Annotated in this window: 18 protein-coding genes; 10 read left to right on the forward strand and 8 right to left on the reverse strand. The window is 36.3% G+C overall.

Annotated features, from left to right (window positions below; translation table 11 throughout):
* Positions 1-162: 162 nt before the first annotated feature.
* On the reverse strand, positions 163-879 hold the full coding sequence (locus ACTBZY_RS18990; protein WP_463047960.1) for a pirin family protein: 717 nt from the start codon (positions 877-879) through the stop codon (positions 163-165).
* A gap of 239 nt (positions 880-1,118) precedes the next feature.
* A complete protein-coding gene (locus tag ACTBZY_RS18995; protein ID WP_463047943.1) occupies positions 1,119-1,697 on the reverse strand; it encodes a Crp/Fnr family transcriptional regulator in 579 nt (192 codons plus the stop codon).
* A 424-nt stretch (positions 1,698-2,121) separates the two neighbouring features.
* Between ACTBZY_RS18995 and ACTBZY_RS19000 the strand changes: the two genes are divergently transcribed.
* The 4 genes from ACTBZY_RS19000 to ACTBZY_RS19015 all read left to right on the forward strand — a co-directional run bounded on the left by ACTBZY_RS19000 (position 2,122) and on the right by ACTBZY_RS19015 (position 4,597).
* Positions 2,122-2,538 (forward strand): OsmC family protein, encoded by a 417-nt coding sequence (locus ACTBZY_RS19000; RefSeq protein ID WP_463047944.1) that lies wholly within the window; start codon positions 2,122-2,124, stop codon positions 2,536-2,538.
* 228 nt (positions 2,539-2,766) lie between these two features.
* A complete protein-coding gene (locus tag ACTBZY_RS19005) occupies positions 2,767-3,207 on the forward strand; it encodes a DUF3592 domain-containing protein (RefSeq protein WP_463047945.1) in 441 nt (146 codons plus the stop codon).
* 58 nt (positions 3,208-3,265) lie between these two features.
* Complete coding sequence (locus tag ACTBZY_RS19010; protein WP_463047946.1) at positions 3,266-3,634, forward strand: DUF1304 domain-containing protein; 369 nt, start codon at positions 3,266-3,268, stop codon at positions 3,632-3,634.
* Positions 3,635-3,805: 171 nt separating this feature from the next.
* Entirely contained in the window at positions 3,806-4,597 is a 792-nt protein-coding gene (locus tag ACTBZY_RS19015) for an alpha/beta fold hydrolase (RefSeq protein ID WP_463047947.1), read from the forward strand.
* A 488-nt stretch (positions 4,598-5,085) separates the two neighbouring features.
* On the opposite strand, the gene ACTBZY_RS19020 is transcribed toward ACTBZY_RS19015, so the two are convergent.
* From ACTBZY_RS19020 to ACTBZY_RS19035, 4 genes are all read right to left on the reverse strand, one after another.
* A complete protein-coding gene (locus tag ACTBZY_RS19020) occupies positions 5,086-5,985 on the reverse strand; it encodes a bestrophin family protein (RefSeq protein WP_463047948.1) in 900 nt (299 codons plus the stop codon).
* 361 nt (positions 5,986-6,346) lie between these two features.
* Complete coding sequence (locus tag ACTBZY_RS19025; protein WP_463047949.1) at positions 6,347-6,715, reverse strand: DUF1801 domain-containing protein; 369 nt, start codon at positions 6,713-6,715, stop codon at positions 6,347-6,349.
* A 245-nt stretch (positions 6,716-6,960) separates the two neighbouring features.
* Entirely contained in the window at positions 6,961-7,338 is a 378-nt protein-coding gene (locus ACTBZY_RS19030) for a DoxX family protein (protein WP_463047950.1), read from the reverse strand.
* A gap of 67 nt (positions 7,339-7,405) precedes the next feature.
* On the reverse strand, positions 7,406-7,840 hold the full coding sequence (locus ACTBZY_RS19035) for a VOC family protein (protein WP_463047951.1): 435 nt from the start codon (positions 7,838-7,840) through the stop codon (positions 7,406-7,408).
* 139 nt (positions 7,841-7,979) lie between these two features.
* Here ACTBZY_RS19035 and ACTBZY_RS19040 point away from each other — a divergent pair, with 139 nt between their 5' ends.
* On the forward strand, positions 7,980-8,963 hold the full coding sequence (locus tag ACTBZY_RS19040) for a GlxA family transcriptional regulator (protein ID WP_463047952.1): 984 nt from the start codon (positions 7,980-7,982) through the stop codon (positions 8,961-8,963).
* Positions 8,964-9,046: 83 nt separating this feature from the next.
* Here ACTBZY_RS19040 and ACTBZY_RS19045 read toward each other — a convergent pair whose 3' ends face one another.
* Both ACTBZY_RS19045 and ACTBZY_RS19050 read right to left on the reverse strand, forming a co-directional pair.
* Positions 9,047-9,322 (reverse strand): hypothetical protein, encoded by a 276-nt coding sequence (locus tag ACTBZY_RS19045; RefSeq protein WP_463047953.1) that lies wholly within the window; start codon positions 9,320-9,322, stop codon positions 9,047-9,049.
* A 164-nt stretch (positions 9,323-9,486) separates the two neighbouring features.
* Positions 9,487-10,581 carry an endonuclease/exonuclease/phosphatase family protein gene (locus tag ACTBZY_RS19050; protein ID WP_463047954.1) on the reverse strand — a complete coding sequence of 365 codons (1,095 nt, stop codon included), beginning with the start codon at positions 10,579-10,581 and terminating at the stop codon, positions 9,487-9,489.
* Positions 10,582-11,183: 602 nt separating this feature from the next.
* Here ACTBZY_RS19050 and ACTBZY_RS19055 point away from each other — a divergent pair.
* The 5 genes from ACTBZY_RS19055 to ACTBZY_RS19075 all read left to right on the forward strand — a co-directional run bounded on the left by ACTBZY_RS19055 (position 11,184) and on the right by ACTBZY_RS19075 (position 16,069).
* On the forward strand, positions 11,184-12,197 hold the full coding sequence (locus ACTBZY_RS19055; RefSeq protein ID WP_463047955.1) for an efflux RND transporter periplasmic adaptor subunit: 1,014 nt from the start codon (positions 11,184-11,186) through the stop codon (positions 12,195-12,197).
* Positions 12,194-13,453 carry an ABC transporter permease gene (locus ACTBZY_RS19060; RefSeq protein ID WP_463047956.1) on the forward strand — a complete coding sequence of 420 codons (1,260 nt, stop codon included), beginning with the start codon at positions 12,194-12,196 and terminating at the stop codon, positions 13,451-13,453. The genes ACTBZY_RS19055 and ACTBZY_RS19060 overlap by 4 nt, the downstream gene beginning before the upstream one ends.
* A 2-nt stretch (positions 13,454-13,455) precedes the next feature.
* Positions 13,456-14,148: an ABC transporter ATP-binding protein gene (locus ACTBZY_RS19065; RefSeq protein WP_463047957.1), complete on the forward strand. Its 693-nt coding sequence runs from the start codon at positions 13,456-13,458 to the stop codon at positions 14,146-14,148.
* 70 nt (positions 14,149-14,218) lie between these two features.
* Positions 14,219-14,596 (forward strand): hypothetical protein, encoded by a 378-nt coding sequence (locus tag ACTBZY_RS19070; RefSeq protein WP_463047958.1) that lies wholly within the window; start codon positions 14,219-14,221, stop codon positions 14,594-14,596.
* A gap of 363 nt (positions 14,597-14,959) precedes the next feature.
* Positions 14,960-16,069: a DEAD/DEAH box helicase gene (locus ACTBZY_RS19075; protein ID WP_463047959.1), complete on the forward strand. Its 1,110-nt coding sequence runs from the start codon at positions 14,960-14,962 to the stop codon at positions 16,067-16,069.
* Positions 16,070-16,323: the final 254 nt, after the last annotated feature.

The raw sequence follows: 16,323 nt of genomic DNA on the forward strand, positions 1-16,323 counted from the left end.
TTCTATAATGCCAAGGTATTTCGTGCTCCAGATTTAGTTCTTGTGCAGCATTTATAGCGGAATATGGATTTCGTAATTGCTCTCTTGCTATGACCACTAAATCCGCTTTTCCATATACTTATGATGTCATTCGCTTGGATGGCGTCCGATATTCCAGCAGAATTAACTCATCGGTATTTCCATCAGTAACACCTCTGCATCTTGACTAGTCGCTTTGATATCTAATTTTTCTACATCCCATATTCCAAAACCATCTCTTGTTTTAAGAGCTTGATTGTTAATGGTAATATCACCTTTTAAAACGAAAGCATAAACACCGTTTGCTTTGTCTTTTAAATTATAGCTAGTTTCAAAATTCTCGTCAAATTTCCCAAGATGAAACCAAGCGTTTTGATGAACCCATACACCTTCGTCTTCAGGGTTTGGAGATAGAATCTGCTGTAAGTTATTTCTTCTATCGGCTGTGTTCAGTGTGATTTGGTCGTATCTCGGGGTTACGTTTCTTTTGTTAGGGAAAATCCATATCTGAAGAAATTTTACGGCCTCACCTTTATTTTTATTGTATTCGCTATGTGTTACACCCGTTCCAGCACTCATTACTTGGATATCTCCTTTTCTAATAACGGTGGTGTTTCCCATGCTATCCTGATGTTCTAAGTCTCCTTCTAAAGGAATACTTACGATTTCCATATTATCATGAGGGTGTCTTCCAAAGCCCATTCCACCACTCACCACGTCATCATTAAGTACTCTTAAAACGCCAAATTTCATTCTCTCTGGATTATGATAGTTAGCAAAACTAAAAGTATGATGAGAGTTTAACCATCCGTGATTTGCCACGCCTCTTGTTTCTGCTTTGTGCAATACTGTATTAGCCATAATAGTTGATTTTGTATTCGGAATATGATTGAATCTTAAAGTGTCAGCGTTTTGGGTAACTGCGGCATCGGCCTTAAGAACACTTCCTGCAGATGCTATCACGGTACTACCTAAAATTCCTTTTCTAATAAATTCGCTCCTATTCATGAATTGTTGTTTGATTAATTTCTAATACAAATCTATGACAGGGGGTAGGTCATTTGCATTGACCTAGTTCAAGAAAACGAGTAACTCTAAAATTATTTTTTCAGCTTTCTTTTTCTTAAGCGGCTCAGGAATTCGGCTGAAATGCCAATATAAGAGGCTATGAGATGCTGAGGAACACGCTGTGGCAGGCTTGGATATTTTAAAAGGAAGTTGTCGTAACGTTCATCTGCAGTAAGGGCAATGTTCTCAAAAAGCCTTTCTTGGTAAGTGGAGAGGTGACGCTGCACCATGAGCCTAAACATCTTTTCTAAGGCAGGATATTTAGTTAGCAGGCTTTCTTTAGCCTGTGGTGTGAGTATAAGAAGCTCCACCGATTCTATGGTTTCAATGAACATTTTAGTTGGCGTTTGTTCTTGGAAACTGGTGATATCACTTACCCACCAATTTTCTGTGGCAAAAGTGAGTATGACTTCAAAACCATTCTGGTCAATAAAATAGGTTTTTATACAACCTTCTATAATGAAGGCTTCAAATTTACAGACATCGCCCTTGTGAAGCAGGATAGTCTTTTTAGGATGCTTTACCGTTTCGAAATAGCTCAGTATGTCCTCATAGTCTCCAGACTGCAGTGGAACACATTGGTTGAGGTATTTTAGTAAATGGCTATGCAAATAAATAAATTTTAGAATTATGATGGCTAAAGATAGCTTTTAGGGTATATAAACTGGAAATTATTTTGTCGGAATTCTTGAAGCATTTTTTTTGCAAAGATTTAGAATTGTTCGTTTCTGAAAGATTCATTGTTTCTTAATCCTGATATTTAGTACCATGTTCTATCTTTAAAAGTGAGTTAGATTGAATCTTTATTGATGCCCTAAAGTGCACAATGTCGATAACGACGGATTAAGAGTCTAAGCTTATCGAAGGCAAAACCTTTTTTTATATTATTGATGATATGGTTTATTTGAGAGGTTTTAAATATTTGACTATAAATTCACTAAGTCTATATTTATATTGAACTCAAGTTTTAAAGTAAGCAGTATAAACCGCATAGTAAGTCTAGTCGTAATTTGGAATAACTTAAAACACAAGAATATGAAATTTAACAGAAAAGCAAGTGCTAACTGGAAAGGCACAGGAATGGAGGGAACGGGTTTAATAAGTACTCAAAGTACAGTTTTAAACAATACAACGCTCTCTTTTAAAACGAGATTTGAAGAAGGAGTGGGTACCAACCCTGAAGAGCTTTTAGGTGCCGCTCATGCAGGGTGTTTTACTATGCAACTTAGTTTTCTGATTTCGGAGGCTGGTTATGTACCTACCAATTTGGATACTAAAGCTACTGTATATTTTGAGGATGGAGCTATTCCTAAAATCGAATTGGATTTGGTAGGGGAGGTTCCAAATATCACAAAGGAGGAGTTTGAAACTTTGGCTAAAAAAGCCAAAGAAGTTTGCCCTGTTTCTAAATTAATTAAAGCCGAAATAATTCTGAAATCAGAGTTAAAGTAGGTCTAACTTTAAGAGGAATGTGTTTAAAACACATTCCTTTTTTGTTTTGTAAGTTTCTGGGTATTTCTTCTTCCTTTTTATATGGTATGGTTACATTTTTCTAAATATTCTAAATGAATTTTCAGGTGTGATATTAAGCTTTTATGCATGAAATTTTACGTTTTTTTTAATGTTATTTCATTAAAAATCAATAGTTTCATTATCCTTAACAACCTAAAGAGCATTTGAATGGAAAAATCTAGTGAAATGGCATCGCCCTCTTTTATTTTCGGTGTCGCCATAGTGTTAATTTGCGTAGGAATTGGCTTCGGTTATTATAAGTATAACAAAAGCAGCACAGCATCTTATCTGATAGAAAACGGGGCTTCCGTTAAAGGTGTAGTCACAGCACTTTCAGCAAGCATTAAAGATTTGGATAAGACCTATCACTATACCTTGGAATATCAATGGGAGGGAGAGACCTTTGTTTATGAAGCTTCCTTTAAATTTGAAGAATATAAAATGGGGCAGGAGCTTATACTTCTAGTCAATCCTAAAGAGCCAGAAAATGCCATCATCAACAGCGATTCTGATATGCAAAAAGGAAGCTATCTATGGTCAATCATTTTGATTGGATTGGGTGTTTTTATTTTCAATTTGGGTATAAAGAGAAGGAATCTTGTCAATTAAGTATCGATTCAAGTGGAATTTACCAATTGAAATTTCAAAATAGCTAAACTAAAATGTCATGGAAATTATCGCAAAAGTATTAATTGGTCTGGTGGCCGTGGAGCATATTTATATTCTTTGGATGGAGATGTTTGCCTGGGAAACAAAAGGAAGGGCTACTTTCAAAGGAGCCATGGCACCAGAAATGTTTAAACCAACCAAAGGTATGGCGGCTAATCAAGGTCTTTATAATGGTTTTTTAGCAGCTGGTCTTATTTGGTCTTTACTTATTCAGAATGTTGAATGGTCAAAAAACGTGTCTATTTTCTTTTTAGGCTGTGTGGCTATAGCAGGAATTTTTGGAGCATTAACGGCTAGTAAGAAGATTTTCTTTGTTCAAGCCAGTCCAGCTTTATTGGCTTTAGGTTTTGTCATTTTGAGCTCGTAATTCAGGTTCTGATAGGGATAAGTTCCGGCTGAGAAAGGTTTTGCTCTTTTGATTTTCCTAAAAGTCGATGGAATAAAGACAAGAATCCGTTTTCATAACAAAATATTTCGGCAAGTGATAAATTTTATGCAAATTGTATGGCCTTAAAACGAGGTACTTAACCCATTCCCTATGCCGAAAATAGAAATAAACGGATGCCAATATCATTATGAAAAAAATGGTGATGGAAAAGAAATTATAATGCTTTCACATGGCCTTTTATGGAGCAAAAAAATGTTTTATAAACAAGTGGCTCATTTTAGTAAGAATTACACCGTGATCACTTATGACCATAAAGGACAAGGGGAATCTGAAATTTCAGAAACCGGTTACGACATGGAAAGCCTTTATGAGGATGCCGTGGCATTGATAGAGAAATTGGAACTTGGCAAGGTTCATTTTGGGGGTTTATCCATGGGTGGTTTTGTGGCGATACGTTTGGCGGCTAGAAGGCCGGATTTGGTGAAATCATGCATTCTTATGGAGACTTCTGCTCAGGCGGAGCCTAATAAATCTAAATACACATTGCTCAACACCATTGTAAAAATGATGGGTGTAAACGTGGTGACCAAACCTGTAATGAAAATCATGTTTGGTAAGACTTTTCTGTATGATATAGATAGAATAGAAGAACGGAAGGAATGGATAGCGGAGCTTCAAAAAAATAAGAAAAGTATAGTTAAAGCAGTAGAAGGGGTGATAGTTAGAAAAGGAGTGGAAGAAGAATTGGGAAACATTAAATGCCCCACGCTTATTTTAGTAGGCACAGAAGATGTGGCCACTACACCTGAAAAAGCCGAGTTTATGCATGAAAACATTCCTCAGTCTAAATTGGTGTATATCCAGAATGGCGGGCATTCTTCGTCTATAGAAGAGCCTGTGGCTTATAATGAAGCTATTGAGTCCTTTTTAGAAAATATTTAAGTAATCTGCTTCCCAAAGCGTATGCAGGTGATGTTTGATGAAAACTTATGATGGATGAGTTTGTTGTATTATATATGATACTTATTGCTTCAATTTGGTAGAAAAACAAAATTCCTTGTTCGATTTACAAGAGGATGTTTCTGGTGAAAGTAGTGAAAAATGGAATGTTCTAAGGTTATTAGGAGAAAGTACCCGAAGAGAATTAAATATGAGATGAAAAAGAGATAATTCTTGGTTTCTATTTGGGAATTAAGACATGGGACTGGACTAATTACTGTAAAGAGTTTGCAGTAAAAGAGCATTTCGCTTATGGCTACCGTTAAATGCATTAATTTGCTATGTGCGTAATCCGGACTTATGGTATGCCATTTACCACAATGAACGAAGAACATTTTAAATGCTTTGAAGAAGAAAACGGTATAATGCTCAAACGAGCTGGTATGGCTATGCCGTTAAAGACTAGACCTGTGTTGAGACCCACTCAATCATTACATAATATACTCCCCATCAATACTTTGTATGGGTTCAGGGAGGTTGGATTCTCCCAATGTTTGAAGCATATTGATTTCAATGGTTCTTGTGATGGAGTTTAATGGAACTCCACTAGCGATATCCTCAAAGGGGTTAAGCAATGATTCGCCAATCTTATGTGTAGTTAAGAAAACATATCCTAATAAAGTTCCTGCGGCAATTGACCAAATGCCTATCGATTTGGCGGTAACTATAGTAACGAATACCACAAAAAACCAGATAAAGAAACGCGTATAGTAATTATAGGTAGTCGGGAAAACGGTGTTCGATATTCGCTCTGCTTTTCCCATTTCATTACAAAAGCTAACCTGTATGCTGTTTAAAGCTTGAAATTTAAAACCATCAAGCTCTTTAAGCTCGTATAAATGATTAAGGTCTCTTGTCTGTAGGTTTAAAAGGGCGTTTGCTTTGTTGGCATGCTGATTAACGTAGTGAATATCTTCAGAAGAAATATACTTTTCAAATTCGTTTTCATCCGATTTTCTAAGATTTTGTTTTAAAGCATATAGGAAAGAAATATGTCTGTAAATAGCTGTTTTAACTTTTCCGTCTCTGTCAATGGTATCTGTATTTGGAAAATGTAGCATTGCTCTCGTCCATGTTCTGGAGTCGTTGACCAAGGCACCCCAAACTTTCCTGGCTTCCCACCATCTATCGTAAGCTTGGTTATTATTAAAACCAATAAAAAAAGCCAAAGCTGTACCTAAAACGGAAGGAATCAAAACTGGAATTTCAAAGTCTGGGTGGGTAATCCTAACCAAGTAATAAGATAATACGCAGGTTACTATATTAAAGACAAAGTGTTTCCAAGTGCCAGAAATGATTCGGGTGATACTGATATTCTTTGAGATGATCATTTATTGCGTTTCTTTTAGATGGGTCTTGTCAGTTTGGCAAAATACAAAATGATTGGCTTAAACCCGGTTTCTGCATTGGAGAATCGTAATGAGTTTTAAATTGGAATAAATCAGACATTTAAACGAGATTCGCATAGCAGTTTACCCTGAGCTTTTTGTCGAAGGGTTCTGGTGATTGAGTTTAAATGGGTTTACGCCTGCACTGAGCCTTCCGAAGTGAACTGATTTGAAGCAATTTAGCTTCGGTCCCGATAGCTATGGGGAGATTTTCTAATGAATAAAGCGGCTTAAAAACGTTTTTTAAAACTAGAGGAACTCTAGAAACCCTGAGCCTTAATAAACTATCGATAATAAGCAGTTTTTATTTGATTTTAATAGTGCCATTTCGGTATAAATCTAAGGCATTTTTAAGAAGAAGTTCAATCGTTTTAATGGGTAAATCTTCGGTGGGTTTTACCGTAAAGGTCTTCATTCTAGCCCGTGTTCCGGCTACCAGTTCTGAGTGATTAAGGAGTCTTCCTTCCACAAAAAGAAGGTAGGGCTCATCTGTTTTTTTGTCTGTCCATAAGTAACAAAACATCTTCTTTTTGAAACAGAAACAAGGCATGCCATACTTTGTAGTTTCCGTAATATTAGAATCTTGGGAGAGAATAATGCTTCTTAAAGCCAATAAACAACTTTTGTTAGGCTCTGCTTTGTTTAAATAATAATTGTCGTTGTCAAGGGTCACTTTTTTTGAATCTGATTTACTTATAATTTAAACAATTTGGGAATCTTAATCCAATGAAACAATAAAATGCTTTTGCAAAAACTCCTTTACTTTTACAAAAGCATCTTAAAATGATCGCAAAATGTAATGCTCTACCATTACAACCATCACACTATTATATTGGGCGTTCTCTATTATTCATTACAGATGGTTTATGCCATATTTTGCCTTTAGTACCAAATGGAATTTTAAGTTTATTAATTTTTCTAAACGGAGATGGCGTCTGGTTTTAATTTGTAATAGTAGGAGTACGAAATCATGAGAATACCCAGAACTATCAAAGGAAACACGGCTTCTATACCAAACCCATCAACGGCCCAATGGCTAACAGAAGCAAAAAGGAAATCAAACACAAAACCAGCATAAGCCCACTCTTTCAAACGCTTTGGTATTTGAGGAATGATGAGAATAAGTGCTCCTAATACTTTAAAAACGGTTAAAGTAATGCCAAAATAAGGGGGGTAGCCCAAATGACTAATAACTTCTTTTGCCATGTCGGTCTGAGATGTTAATGCAGGCATTACACCTTCAAACAGAAATATGAGACTCGTAGTAACCCAAAAGAATATTTTCTCTTTTTTCATTTAGTTGCAGATTTCTCCTGATTAATATTGTCCATTGATTGATTAAAACTTAATTCGGTGCCCCTCATTATTTGGTATTGTGATTAAACATCCATCTAACGCCAAAGCGGTCTGAAAGACAACCCCAATAGTCTCCCCAAAACATATCTTGAAGTGGCGTTATATCTGTCGCTCCTTCAGATAAGGCCTTAAAAAGACCTTCTGTTTCTTCTCGAGTATCGGGTTCTAAATTAATGATGGTGTTATTGCCTATTTCCAGTTTATGTCCCATAGACGCCAACATATCGGTTGCCATTAGTCTAAAACCTCCTAAAATAGGCAGACAAATATGCATAATCATTTCCAGTTCATTTTCAGGAAATGGAGGCATGCCTTCTTGTGAAGCAATGTCTCTATTGTACATAATAGGGCCTTCAAATTCTGTTTTGAAAACAGATTTATAAAAGTTAAAGGCTTCTTCGGTATTACCTTGAAAGTGGAGATAAATAGATACGTTTGACATGTTTTTTTCGGTTGATTGATTATTGAAATACAAATTTCATCATTAAAGCTATCTTTAGTCTTGTGAAAAAACGACAAAAAAGAGGGCGTTTGCGACAAAAAAAAATACTAAATTTAGCTTAGAAATCTAAAGAATTATAATGAGACGTATTAGTATTTTAGTGCCGGAGTCTTCTGTTCTTCAGGCTATTGCAGACCCTCAATATTTATTTTCAACCGTAAATCAATTCATGACTGCTGCGGGTAGAGAACCGGTGTTTGACGTGCAGCTAGTAGGATTAAAAGCAGCCGTAAAACTAAATGGAGGGCTCTATACCGTCAATACCAATGAGGTATTAAGAAACATAAAAGAGACGGATTTAATACTAATTCCGGCCTTGTTTGGAGATTTAAAGACGGCTATTGAGCAGAATAATGAAGCCATAACATGGATTAAGGCTCATTATGAAAAAGGGGCAGAGGTGGCCTCCTTGTGCTTAGGTGCTTTCCTTCTAGCTTCTACCGGTTTATTGGATGGTAAGAAATGTTCTACCCATTGGGGATTTCAGAATCAGTTGATAGAAATGTTCCCTGAAGTGCAAGTGGTGGAAGGCCAGATTCTTACGGAAGAATCTGGCATTTACACAAGTGGTGGTGCGAATTCTTATTGGCGATTGTTACTTTATTTGGTTGAAAAATATACGGATAGAGCCACAGCCATTTTGGCTTCTAAGTATTTTGCGGTAGATATAGACAGAGAAAGCCAGTCCGCTTTTGCTATGTTTCAGGGGCAAAAAAAGCATGAGGACGAAGCCATCATAGTAACACAATCTTTTATAGAGAAGAATACGCAAGAGAAAATTTCTGTGGAGGAATTGGCCAATATGGTTTCTTTGGGCAGAAGGAGTTTTGAAAGACGATTTAAAAAAGCCACAAATAATACGGTTTTAGAATATATAAATCGGGTAAAAATAGAATCGGCTAAACGCAGTTTTGAAACGAAACAGAAAAATGTAAACGAGGTGATGTATGATGTGGGCTACACAGATACTAAATCCTTTAGAACGGTATTTAAGAAAATAACGGGCTTGACGCCTAAAGCTTATAAAAATAAGTATAATAAATTAAGCCATGCCATAGGATAAATGGTGTTTGTAATGCCTAGTTTTCAGTGTTTGTGCTATGCATTAAAGGCTTTTGAATCATACTTTTACAAGATAGTTTCAATTTAAAAAGCCTTTGTGACTTCAGAGACCCATGCTTCTATTTGACCCGAAGATGCTTTATCTGCTTGGTCAAAAAAGAAATGTCCTTTTACTTCCAAACCGCAATACGTAAAAATCCCATTATCAGAAGTCAAAGAAAGGGCTTTGTCCATTCCTATAATTTGGTATTCCTGTTTAGATTTTCCGTGGTAGTTGATAATGACCGTTTGCTTTCTTTTTAAACCCGGTTTATGCATTGGAGAATCGTAATAAGTCTTAAAGTGGAAAAAAACAGGCATTTAAACGAGATTATCATAGCGGTTTACCCTGAGCTTTTTGTCGAAGGGTGATTGAGTTTAAATGAGTTTACGAATTGATTTGTGTTACTCAGAGCTTGCCGATGGGAAGCAATTTAGCTATGGTCCCGATAAAATCGGGAGATTTTCTAACGCATAAAGTGGGTTTAATCTCCTGTACTTTCTGCTTCTTTGCCTTCTTCTATAATTTCTTCCACCTTGTCTTTCTCTACGGGCTTGGCTATTTCTTTCTTTTTGGATTCAATGTTGAATTCAGAAAATAACGGAAGATGGTCTGAGCCAATATCTTCCAGCGTGGTCATATTACCAATGGTTATTGCTTTAGAATGATATAGTAGGTCAATTGGAAACCTCAGGAAAAATGGCCTCACTGGAAAAGTCGAAAAAAAGCCCCTTCGCTCTCTGGCATCAATAAGATCAGATGTTCTTGCAAATAATTTGGAAACAGCCGACCAACAAACGCTGTTAAAATCACCTATGACCAGATTAGGCTTATCAGACTTACTAATAATCTTGGCTATACTCATTAACTCACCGTCTTTCTTTTTAGAGGTGGTTTCTTCTGTTGGGCTGGGTGGGGGTGGATGCACACCCCAAAAGACAAACTCATTTTGATTGGTGTCTTCTAAATGTGCTTCAATGCTAGGTCTTTCGTCAGACATTAAATAATGAACCTTAACCTTATTTACTTTTAGCTTGGTATAAAAATGCATACCGTAGGTATTTTCTTTAGCTACTTTTTCCGAAAAACTGTAATCGCTTTCAATTTCCGTCAAAGCTTCTTCCCATGCTTTGTCTGTTTCTATGGTGAGCAAAATTTCTGGTCGGTGCTTTTTTACCGTGTCAATAAGTCTCTGGTATTCCGTATTCGTTTGTAGCACATTTACACTTATAATAGAAACAGAATTGGTAAATTCGGGCTTTTTCCTTTTACCTATTAGTATATAAGGAGAGATGATTCTGAGCTGAAATCCGATGGAAATAAAAAGAGCCAACTGCATAGCCATAACAATTCTGGATTCACTAGACAGCAGAAAAAAACTTAAAACAAATATAATAGACATAAGTACCAAGGACTGGATTCGTATGAAATCAAATGTTCTTACAAACCAATGTTTACCTCCAAATGAGGGCAGAAAGGTTCCTAATACGAGCGGCAAGGCTAAGAGAATTAATGCAATTTCCTCGGTTAGCATATGTTTGATAAGATTAAGTAACTCCGTTGGTATAATATTAACCAATTTCTGTGAGTTACGAATATCATTTCATTTTGGCTTTTGGAAATGTAGCACAAATATCTTTTTTCACAGCTTATCGGGTGGGCTTTGGATAGTTTGAAAACTCCGTAAGATCGAGCGGAAATTTTGGTGAATTAAGCAAGGATTTTTTTCATCGTTAAATTCTTTACAACCAAGTGATAAAATATTAAGGCACATTTTTAAAATAAATGGTCTTTAAATCCGGATTATGCGTTGGGGAATCGTTATGAGTTTTAAAGTACAATAAATCAGACAATTAAAGGAAATTAGCACAGCGGTTTACCCTGATCTTTTTGTCGAAGGGTTCTGGTGATTGAGTTTAAATGGGTCTACGTACTGATTTGAAGCAATTTAGCTGCGGTCCCGATAGCTATCGGGAGATTTCCTAATGCATAAAGCAAAGCGGGTTAAAATATGATTGATATCAAAAAAGCTTTTTTTGATAAGGCAATTTTATGTCAAACATTTTTTAAATGTTAAATTACATTATCACAATAAACGATGGATCCTTGCAGAAAAAATCAACTTATACACTTCTTTTTTTATTGACATTCTTGGCGTCTTGTCAATCTGATCAAGAAACGATGAAGCCCGTAATTCAGGATATAACCGAATCCGTTTACGCTTCAGGTGCTTTAAAAAGTAAGAATCAATATCAGGCCTTTGCTACCGTTAGTGGTATGGTCAATGAGGTTTTTGTGGACGAGGGAGATATGGTAGAAATAGGTTCACCTTTACTTTCTATACTTGATGAAACCCAAAAGCTGAGGACTGAAAATGTAAGATTAACCAGTGAGTTTAATGCTTTAAGTCTTAATCGAGGAAAAATAGAGGAAGCAAAATCTTATGTTAGCTTGACCAAAAGTCAAATGAAAAACGATTCTATAAATTTGGAAAGACAAAAGAACCTTTGGGCACAAAACATTGGGACGAAAATATCTCTGGAGCAAAAGGAATTGGTTTATAAGAGCTCTATGGCCAATTATGAGTCTGCCAACGAAAAGTTAGAAGCGTTGGATAGGCAATTAAGGTATCTTTCTAGGCAAGCCCAAAACAATCTTTCGATTAGTCATAAAAATAATAACGACTACTTGGTAAAGAGTAAGGTAAATGGCAGAGTTTATCAATTGAACATTGAGAAAGGAGAAGTTACGAGCCCTCAGCTTCCGTTTGCTATTATAGGAGATGATGAGAAGTACGTGTTAGAAATGCAAATAGATGAGTACGATATTGTAACTGTCAAATTAGGAATGCCAGTTTTGGTAGTTTTAAACAGCTATAGAGATTCGGTATTTAATGCAGTAGTCACAAAGATAAATCCCATCATGAATTTACAAAGTAAGACTTTCACCTTAGAAGCCGAATTTGTAAACCCACCAGCAGTACTGTATCCCAATATTTCTTTTGAAGCCAATGTGGTGCTTAGTACCAAAAAAGATGCCTTGCTCATACCTAGAAATTACCTGCTCAATGATTCCATGGTCGTCAGCAAGTCAGGAAAGAAAATCTTTGTAAAGACAGGGCTGAAAGATTACCAGATGGTAGAAATTCTATCGGGAATCGGCGTAAATGAAGAAATCGTTCTTCCTGCAGAATGAAAATTAAACTCATTGCAGAGATTTCATTGGCTTTGCTAACAGCACGCTTAAAACAAACGATGGTAGCAGCTTTTGGTGTTACTTTTAGCATTGCCATGTTTATTTCCCTACTCAGTTTTATGGCTGGCTTAAACGATTTGTTGGATAGCCTCATTCTTAACAGAACGCCCCATGTAAGACTCTATAATGAAATCTTACCTTCCAAGGTGCAGCCGATAGCCCGCTCTAGCCAATTTACAGAAGCATATCATTTTATAAGTCATGTAAAGCCCAAAAATGAATTATTGGATATTCACAACAGTGATGCCATTATCAAAGCACTGAAAAATGACCCAAATATTCGTGGCGTGGCTCCCAAAACTACCGTTCCAGTCTTTTATAACATAGGAGATATAAATTTAACCGGTATTATAAACGGAATTGATGTAGAAGAAGAAAACAGGCTTTTTAGTTTCAAAGATTATGTGGTGGAAGGCCAAACCATTGACCTGAAAAATATACCCAATAGTATTATTCTAGGCAAAGGGGCGGCTGACAAAATGCTCGTACATGTGGGTGACAATATTCAAATTACCACAAGTAAAGGGACACCGTTTATATTAAAGGTAGTCGGGTTTTTCCAGTCTGGAATGGAAGAGTTAGACAAAGTACAGAGTTATACCACATTGGGTACCGCACAAAAAATATTGGGGAAGCCAGCCAGCTATGTCACCGATATTCAAGTCAAAATTAAGGATATTACCCAGGCACCAGCTTTGGCAAAAAGTTACCATGAGCTTTTTGATACCGAAGCCATTGACATTCAAACAGCCAATGCTCAATATGAAACAGGAAGCTCGGTACGTACCCTAATATCTTATGCGGTGGGTATCACATTGCTGATTGTCTCGGGTTTTGGAATTTTCAATATTTTGAACATGATGATTTATGAAAAAATGGATTCTATTGCCATTTTAAAAGCCACTGGTTTTTCTGGAAAAGACGTTAATTACATCTTTCTCACCATTGCTTTGACCATCGGTTTAGTGGGAGGTGCATTGGGTCTGGTTTTTGGTTTAGGTTTTTCTGCACTCATAGGCATAATTCCTTTCAATAACGCCTCTATGCCGGCGGTGAAAACCTATCCCATCAATTATAACCCTATGTTTTACGTGATAGGAGCAATTTTTTCCATCGTGACTACCTATTTAGCAGGTTATTTTCCTTCTAAAAAAGCAAGTAAAATTGACCCTGTAGATATCATAAGAGGTAAATAGTCATGGATAATAAGAAAGTTATTGAAGCCGTAGATATTTGTAAGTCATTTCATGACCCTATCACCGTGAAAGTACTGACCGATGTTTGTTTTTCTATCTGTGCAGGGGAGTTTGTCTCGGTAATGGGAAAGTCGGGGTGTGGGAAGTCTACATTGCTCTATATACTCTCTACTATGGATACCAGCTATGAGGGGGAGCTTTTATTAGATGGGGTATCTATGACAAATAAAAAGGACGAAGAATTGGCAAAAGTGCGAAATGAGAAAATCGGTTTTGTATTCCAATTTCACTATTTACTCAGCGAATTTAATAATCTGCAAAATGTGATGTTACCCGGCTTAAAACTGGGTAAATTGTCACCTAAGGAAGTAGAGCATCATGCCTATGATAAATTAAAAATTCTGGGAATTGAAAAAGAAGCATTAAAATATCCCAATCAAATAAGTGGTGGGCAAAAACAGCGTGTGGCTATAGCAAGAGCACTGATAAACGATCCCTTGATTATCATGGGCGATGAACCAACGGGTAATCTGGATAAAAAGAATGGTGATGTGGTTTACGAAATTTTCAAAGAACTAGTCGAGGAATATCAGCAATCTCTTCTTATTGTTACACATGACCCAGATTTTGCTGCTAAAACACATAGAATCATTACAATGGAAGATGGAAGAATTATCAAAACTCCGTTAGATTAACATTTTCTAATATTCCATTTGAATGATTAGAAAATGAGAATATTATATTTTTAACTAAACATGTAACATAATGGATGCAAATAAAAGAATTGGAATATGGATGGATCATTCGGCAGCACATTTAGTCAGTTTGATTAAGTCTGAAGAAATACAAATTATCAACTCAAAGTTTGATTTTGAGATGCAAGATGAAGCAAAACAAAAAAGCGAAAATCTTATGCATAATAAAAGACAGCAAATGTTAGCAGCATTTTATAAGGAAATTGCTGCAGAGATTTTGAAATACGATCATGTATTGCTCTTTGGACCAACCAATGCTAGAGTAGAACTTCACAATTATATAAAAAAAGACTTAAGGTTTAAGGTTATTAAAATAGATGTGTTAGCAGCGGATAAAATGACGGAAGTAGAAAAGAAAATTTTTGTTATAAAACATTTCGAGGGCTAATTTGATCAATATTAAAGGGTGTTCTATTCATGGTTTGAATCGCCATGTATGGCTCATGCACACCGAGAACTGTCTGCAGATAGAAGAAGTACTTCTGGAAATCTAGGAGATTTTTCAGCAAAGACTGGATTAAAATGTTGAGTACATGCATTAGGTTTCGAGTCGTCGTATTCTTGCATTTAATGTCGGAAATGCTGCGTTTCTTCTTAAACTCACTGATGGTATTCCTAATTCATAGATACTGCAAAGCTTTCAGAGTTATAAGTGAATGACTGGTATTATTGAAATTTAGTCTCTCCAAAGGAAGTACTACTGAATACATCGGTTTATAACTACCTTTGCATTTCAAAAATTAAAGTTAAAGTGGAGAGTTTTAAACAACTGGGTGTAGGGGAATCATATATAAAAGCATTGGCCGATTTAAAAATAAGTAAGCCTTCTGAAATTCAGCAGAAAGCAATACCCTATTTATTGGCAAATAAAGGCGATTTAATAGGTCAGGCTCCCACAGGGACGGGTAAAACCATTGCCTTCGGTTTACCTCTATTACACTTAGTATCTGAGAACAAGAAAGGAATCCAAGGATTAGTACTAGCTCCAACTAGAGAGTTATGTCAACAAATTGCCAAGCAATTATTCAAATTGACGAAGTACGGCCCTAAAGTATTTACGGAGGCCATTTATGGTGGGGAGAAAATAGAAATACAAATAGCGAATTTAAAACGCCCTACGCAAGTAGTTGTGGCTACGCCAGGTAGATTGCTAGATTTGATAGACAGAGGTGCCATAGATTTAAGTGAAGTAAAAACGCTTATTCTTGATGAGGCGGACGAAATGCTCAGCATGGGTTTCAAAGATGAACTGGAAAGAGTTATGGATACCATTCATAAAAGTAGTGCCAAATGGTTGTTTTCGGCTACTATTCCAGTTGCGTTGCAAAGTCTCATTACAAGATTTATGGATCCAGGCTTACATCGAATTTCAGTCAGTAAAAATGTTGAAATCAATAGTAAGATAGAGCACCAGTTTTTTATCTGTGAGCAAAATCAAAAGTTTGATTATTTGTTTGAGTTTTTAAAGTCTCAAGGGGCAGCCAAAGGAATTGTTTTCTGTAGGACCAGAGCAGATACGGAAGTTTTAGCTCGTAAACTCATAGGAAAACATGTTTCGGCCGATGCACTTCATGGCGACTTAGGCCAACGTGACAGAGATAAAGTGATGAGAGCCTTTATCAAAGGTAGAATTAAGGTTTTGGTAGCAACCGATATTTCTGCTAGAGGGGTGGATGTAGAAGACGTGGCTTTTGTGATTCATTACCAATTACCAGAACAAATAGAATCTTACACCCACCGAAGCGGAAGAACCGCGAGAGCAGGAAAAAGAGGGATCTCCATCTGTTTTGTAGATAAGTATGAAATGAAAACCATCAATGAAATAGAAAAAACTTTGAAGATTAATTTTATTAAGATTTAGGTTTAAGCAGCTGGAAAGTATGATTTTGTTCCCATGGTTGAATATTTCAATATGTTTTGGAATATTCTTGGTCGCAGAATAATAGCTAATACCGTAAGACTGCAGGCTTATATTTTCATTAGAAAGACCCAAGTTTGACAGCCAAAAGTAAAAATCACATGCAAATCGGCTTTCTAATTAAATCTGGGAGGTTTTTTTGTTCCTCAATCCAAAAGTGTGGTGCGAAAACTTTAGGTTAACTTACTTGTTTTATG

This window comes from Arcticibacterium sp. (genome assembly GCF_055134445.1).

Excerpts from the sequence above, each read along its gene's own strand:
- ACTBZY_RS18990 (WP_463047960.1), bottom strand. The coding sequence starts at position 879 with ATGGCTAATACAGTATTGCACAAAGCAGAAACAAGAGGCGTGGCAAAT.
- ACTBZY_RS19000 (WP_463047944.1), top strand. The coding sequence starts at position 2,122 with ATGAAATTTAACAGAAAAGCAAGTGCTAACTGGAAAGGCACAGGAATG.
- ACTBZY_RS19005 (WP_463047945.1), top strand. The coding sequence starts at position 2,767 with ATGGAAAAATCTAGTGAAATGGCATCGCCCTCTTTTATTTTCGGTGTC.
- ACTBZY_RS19010 (WP_463047946.1), top strand. The coding sequence starts at position 3,266 with ATGGAAATTATCGCAAAAGTATTAATTGGTCTGGTGGCCGTGGAGCAT.
- ACTBZY_RS19015 (WP_463047947.1), top strand. The coding sequence starts at position 3,806 with ATGCCGAAAATAGAAATAAACGGATGCCAATATCATTATGAAAAAAAT.
- ACTBZY_RS19020 (WP_463047948.1), bottom strand. The coding sequence starts at position 5,985 with ATGATCATCTCAAAGAATATCAGTATCACCCGAATCATTTCTGGCACT.
- ACTBZY_RS19030 (WP_463047950.1), bottom strand. The coding sequence starts at position 7,338 with ATGAAAAAAGAGAAAATATTCTTTTGGGTTACTACGAGTCTCATATTT.
- ACTBZY_RS19035 (WP_463047951.1), bottom strand. The coding sequence starts at position 7,840 with ATGTCAAACGTATCTATTTATCTCCACTTTCAAGGTAATACCGAAGAA.
- ACTBZY_RS19040 (WP_463047952.1), top strand. The coding sequence starts at position 7,980 with ATGAGACGTATTAGTATTTTAGTGCCGGAGTCTTCTGTTCTTCAGGCT.
- ACTBZY_RS19045 (WP_463047953.1), bottom strand. The coding sequence starts at position 9,322 with ATGCCTGTTTTTTTCCACTTTAAGACTTATTACGATTCTCCAATGCAT.
- ACTBZY_RS19055 (WP_463047955.1), top strand. The coding sequence starts at position 11,184 with ATGAAGCCCGTAATTCAGGATATAACCGAATCCGTTTACGCTTCAGGT.
- ACTBZY_RS19060 (WP_463047956.1), top strand. The coding sequence starts at position 12,194 with ATGAAAATTAAACTCATTGCAGAGATTTCATTGGCTTTGCTAACAGCA.
- ACTBZY_RS19065 (WP_463047957.1), top strand. The coding sequence starts at position 13,456 with ATGGATAATAAGAAAGTTATTGAAGCCGTAGATATTTGTAAGTCATTT.
- ACTBZY_RS19070 (WP_463047958.1), top strand. The coding sequence starts at position 14,219 with ATGGATGCAAATAAAAGAATTGGAATATGGATGGATCATTCGGCAGCA.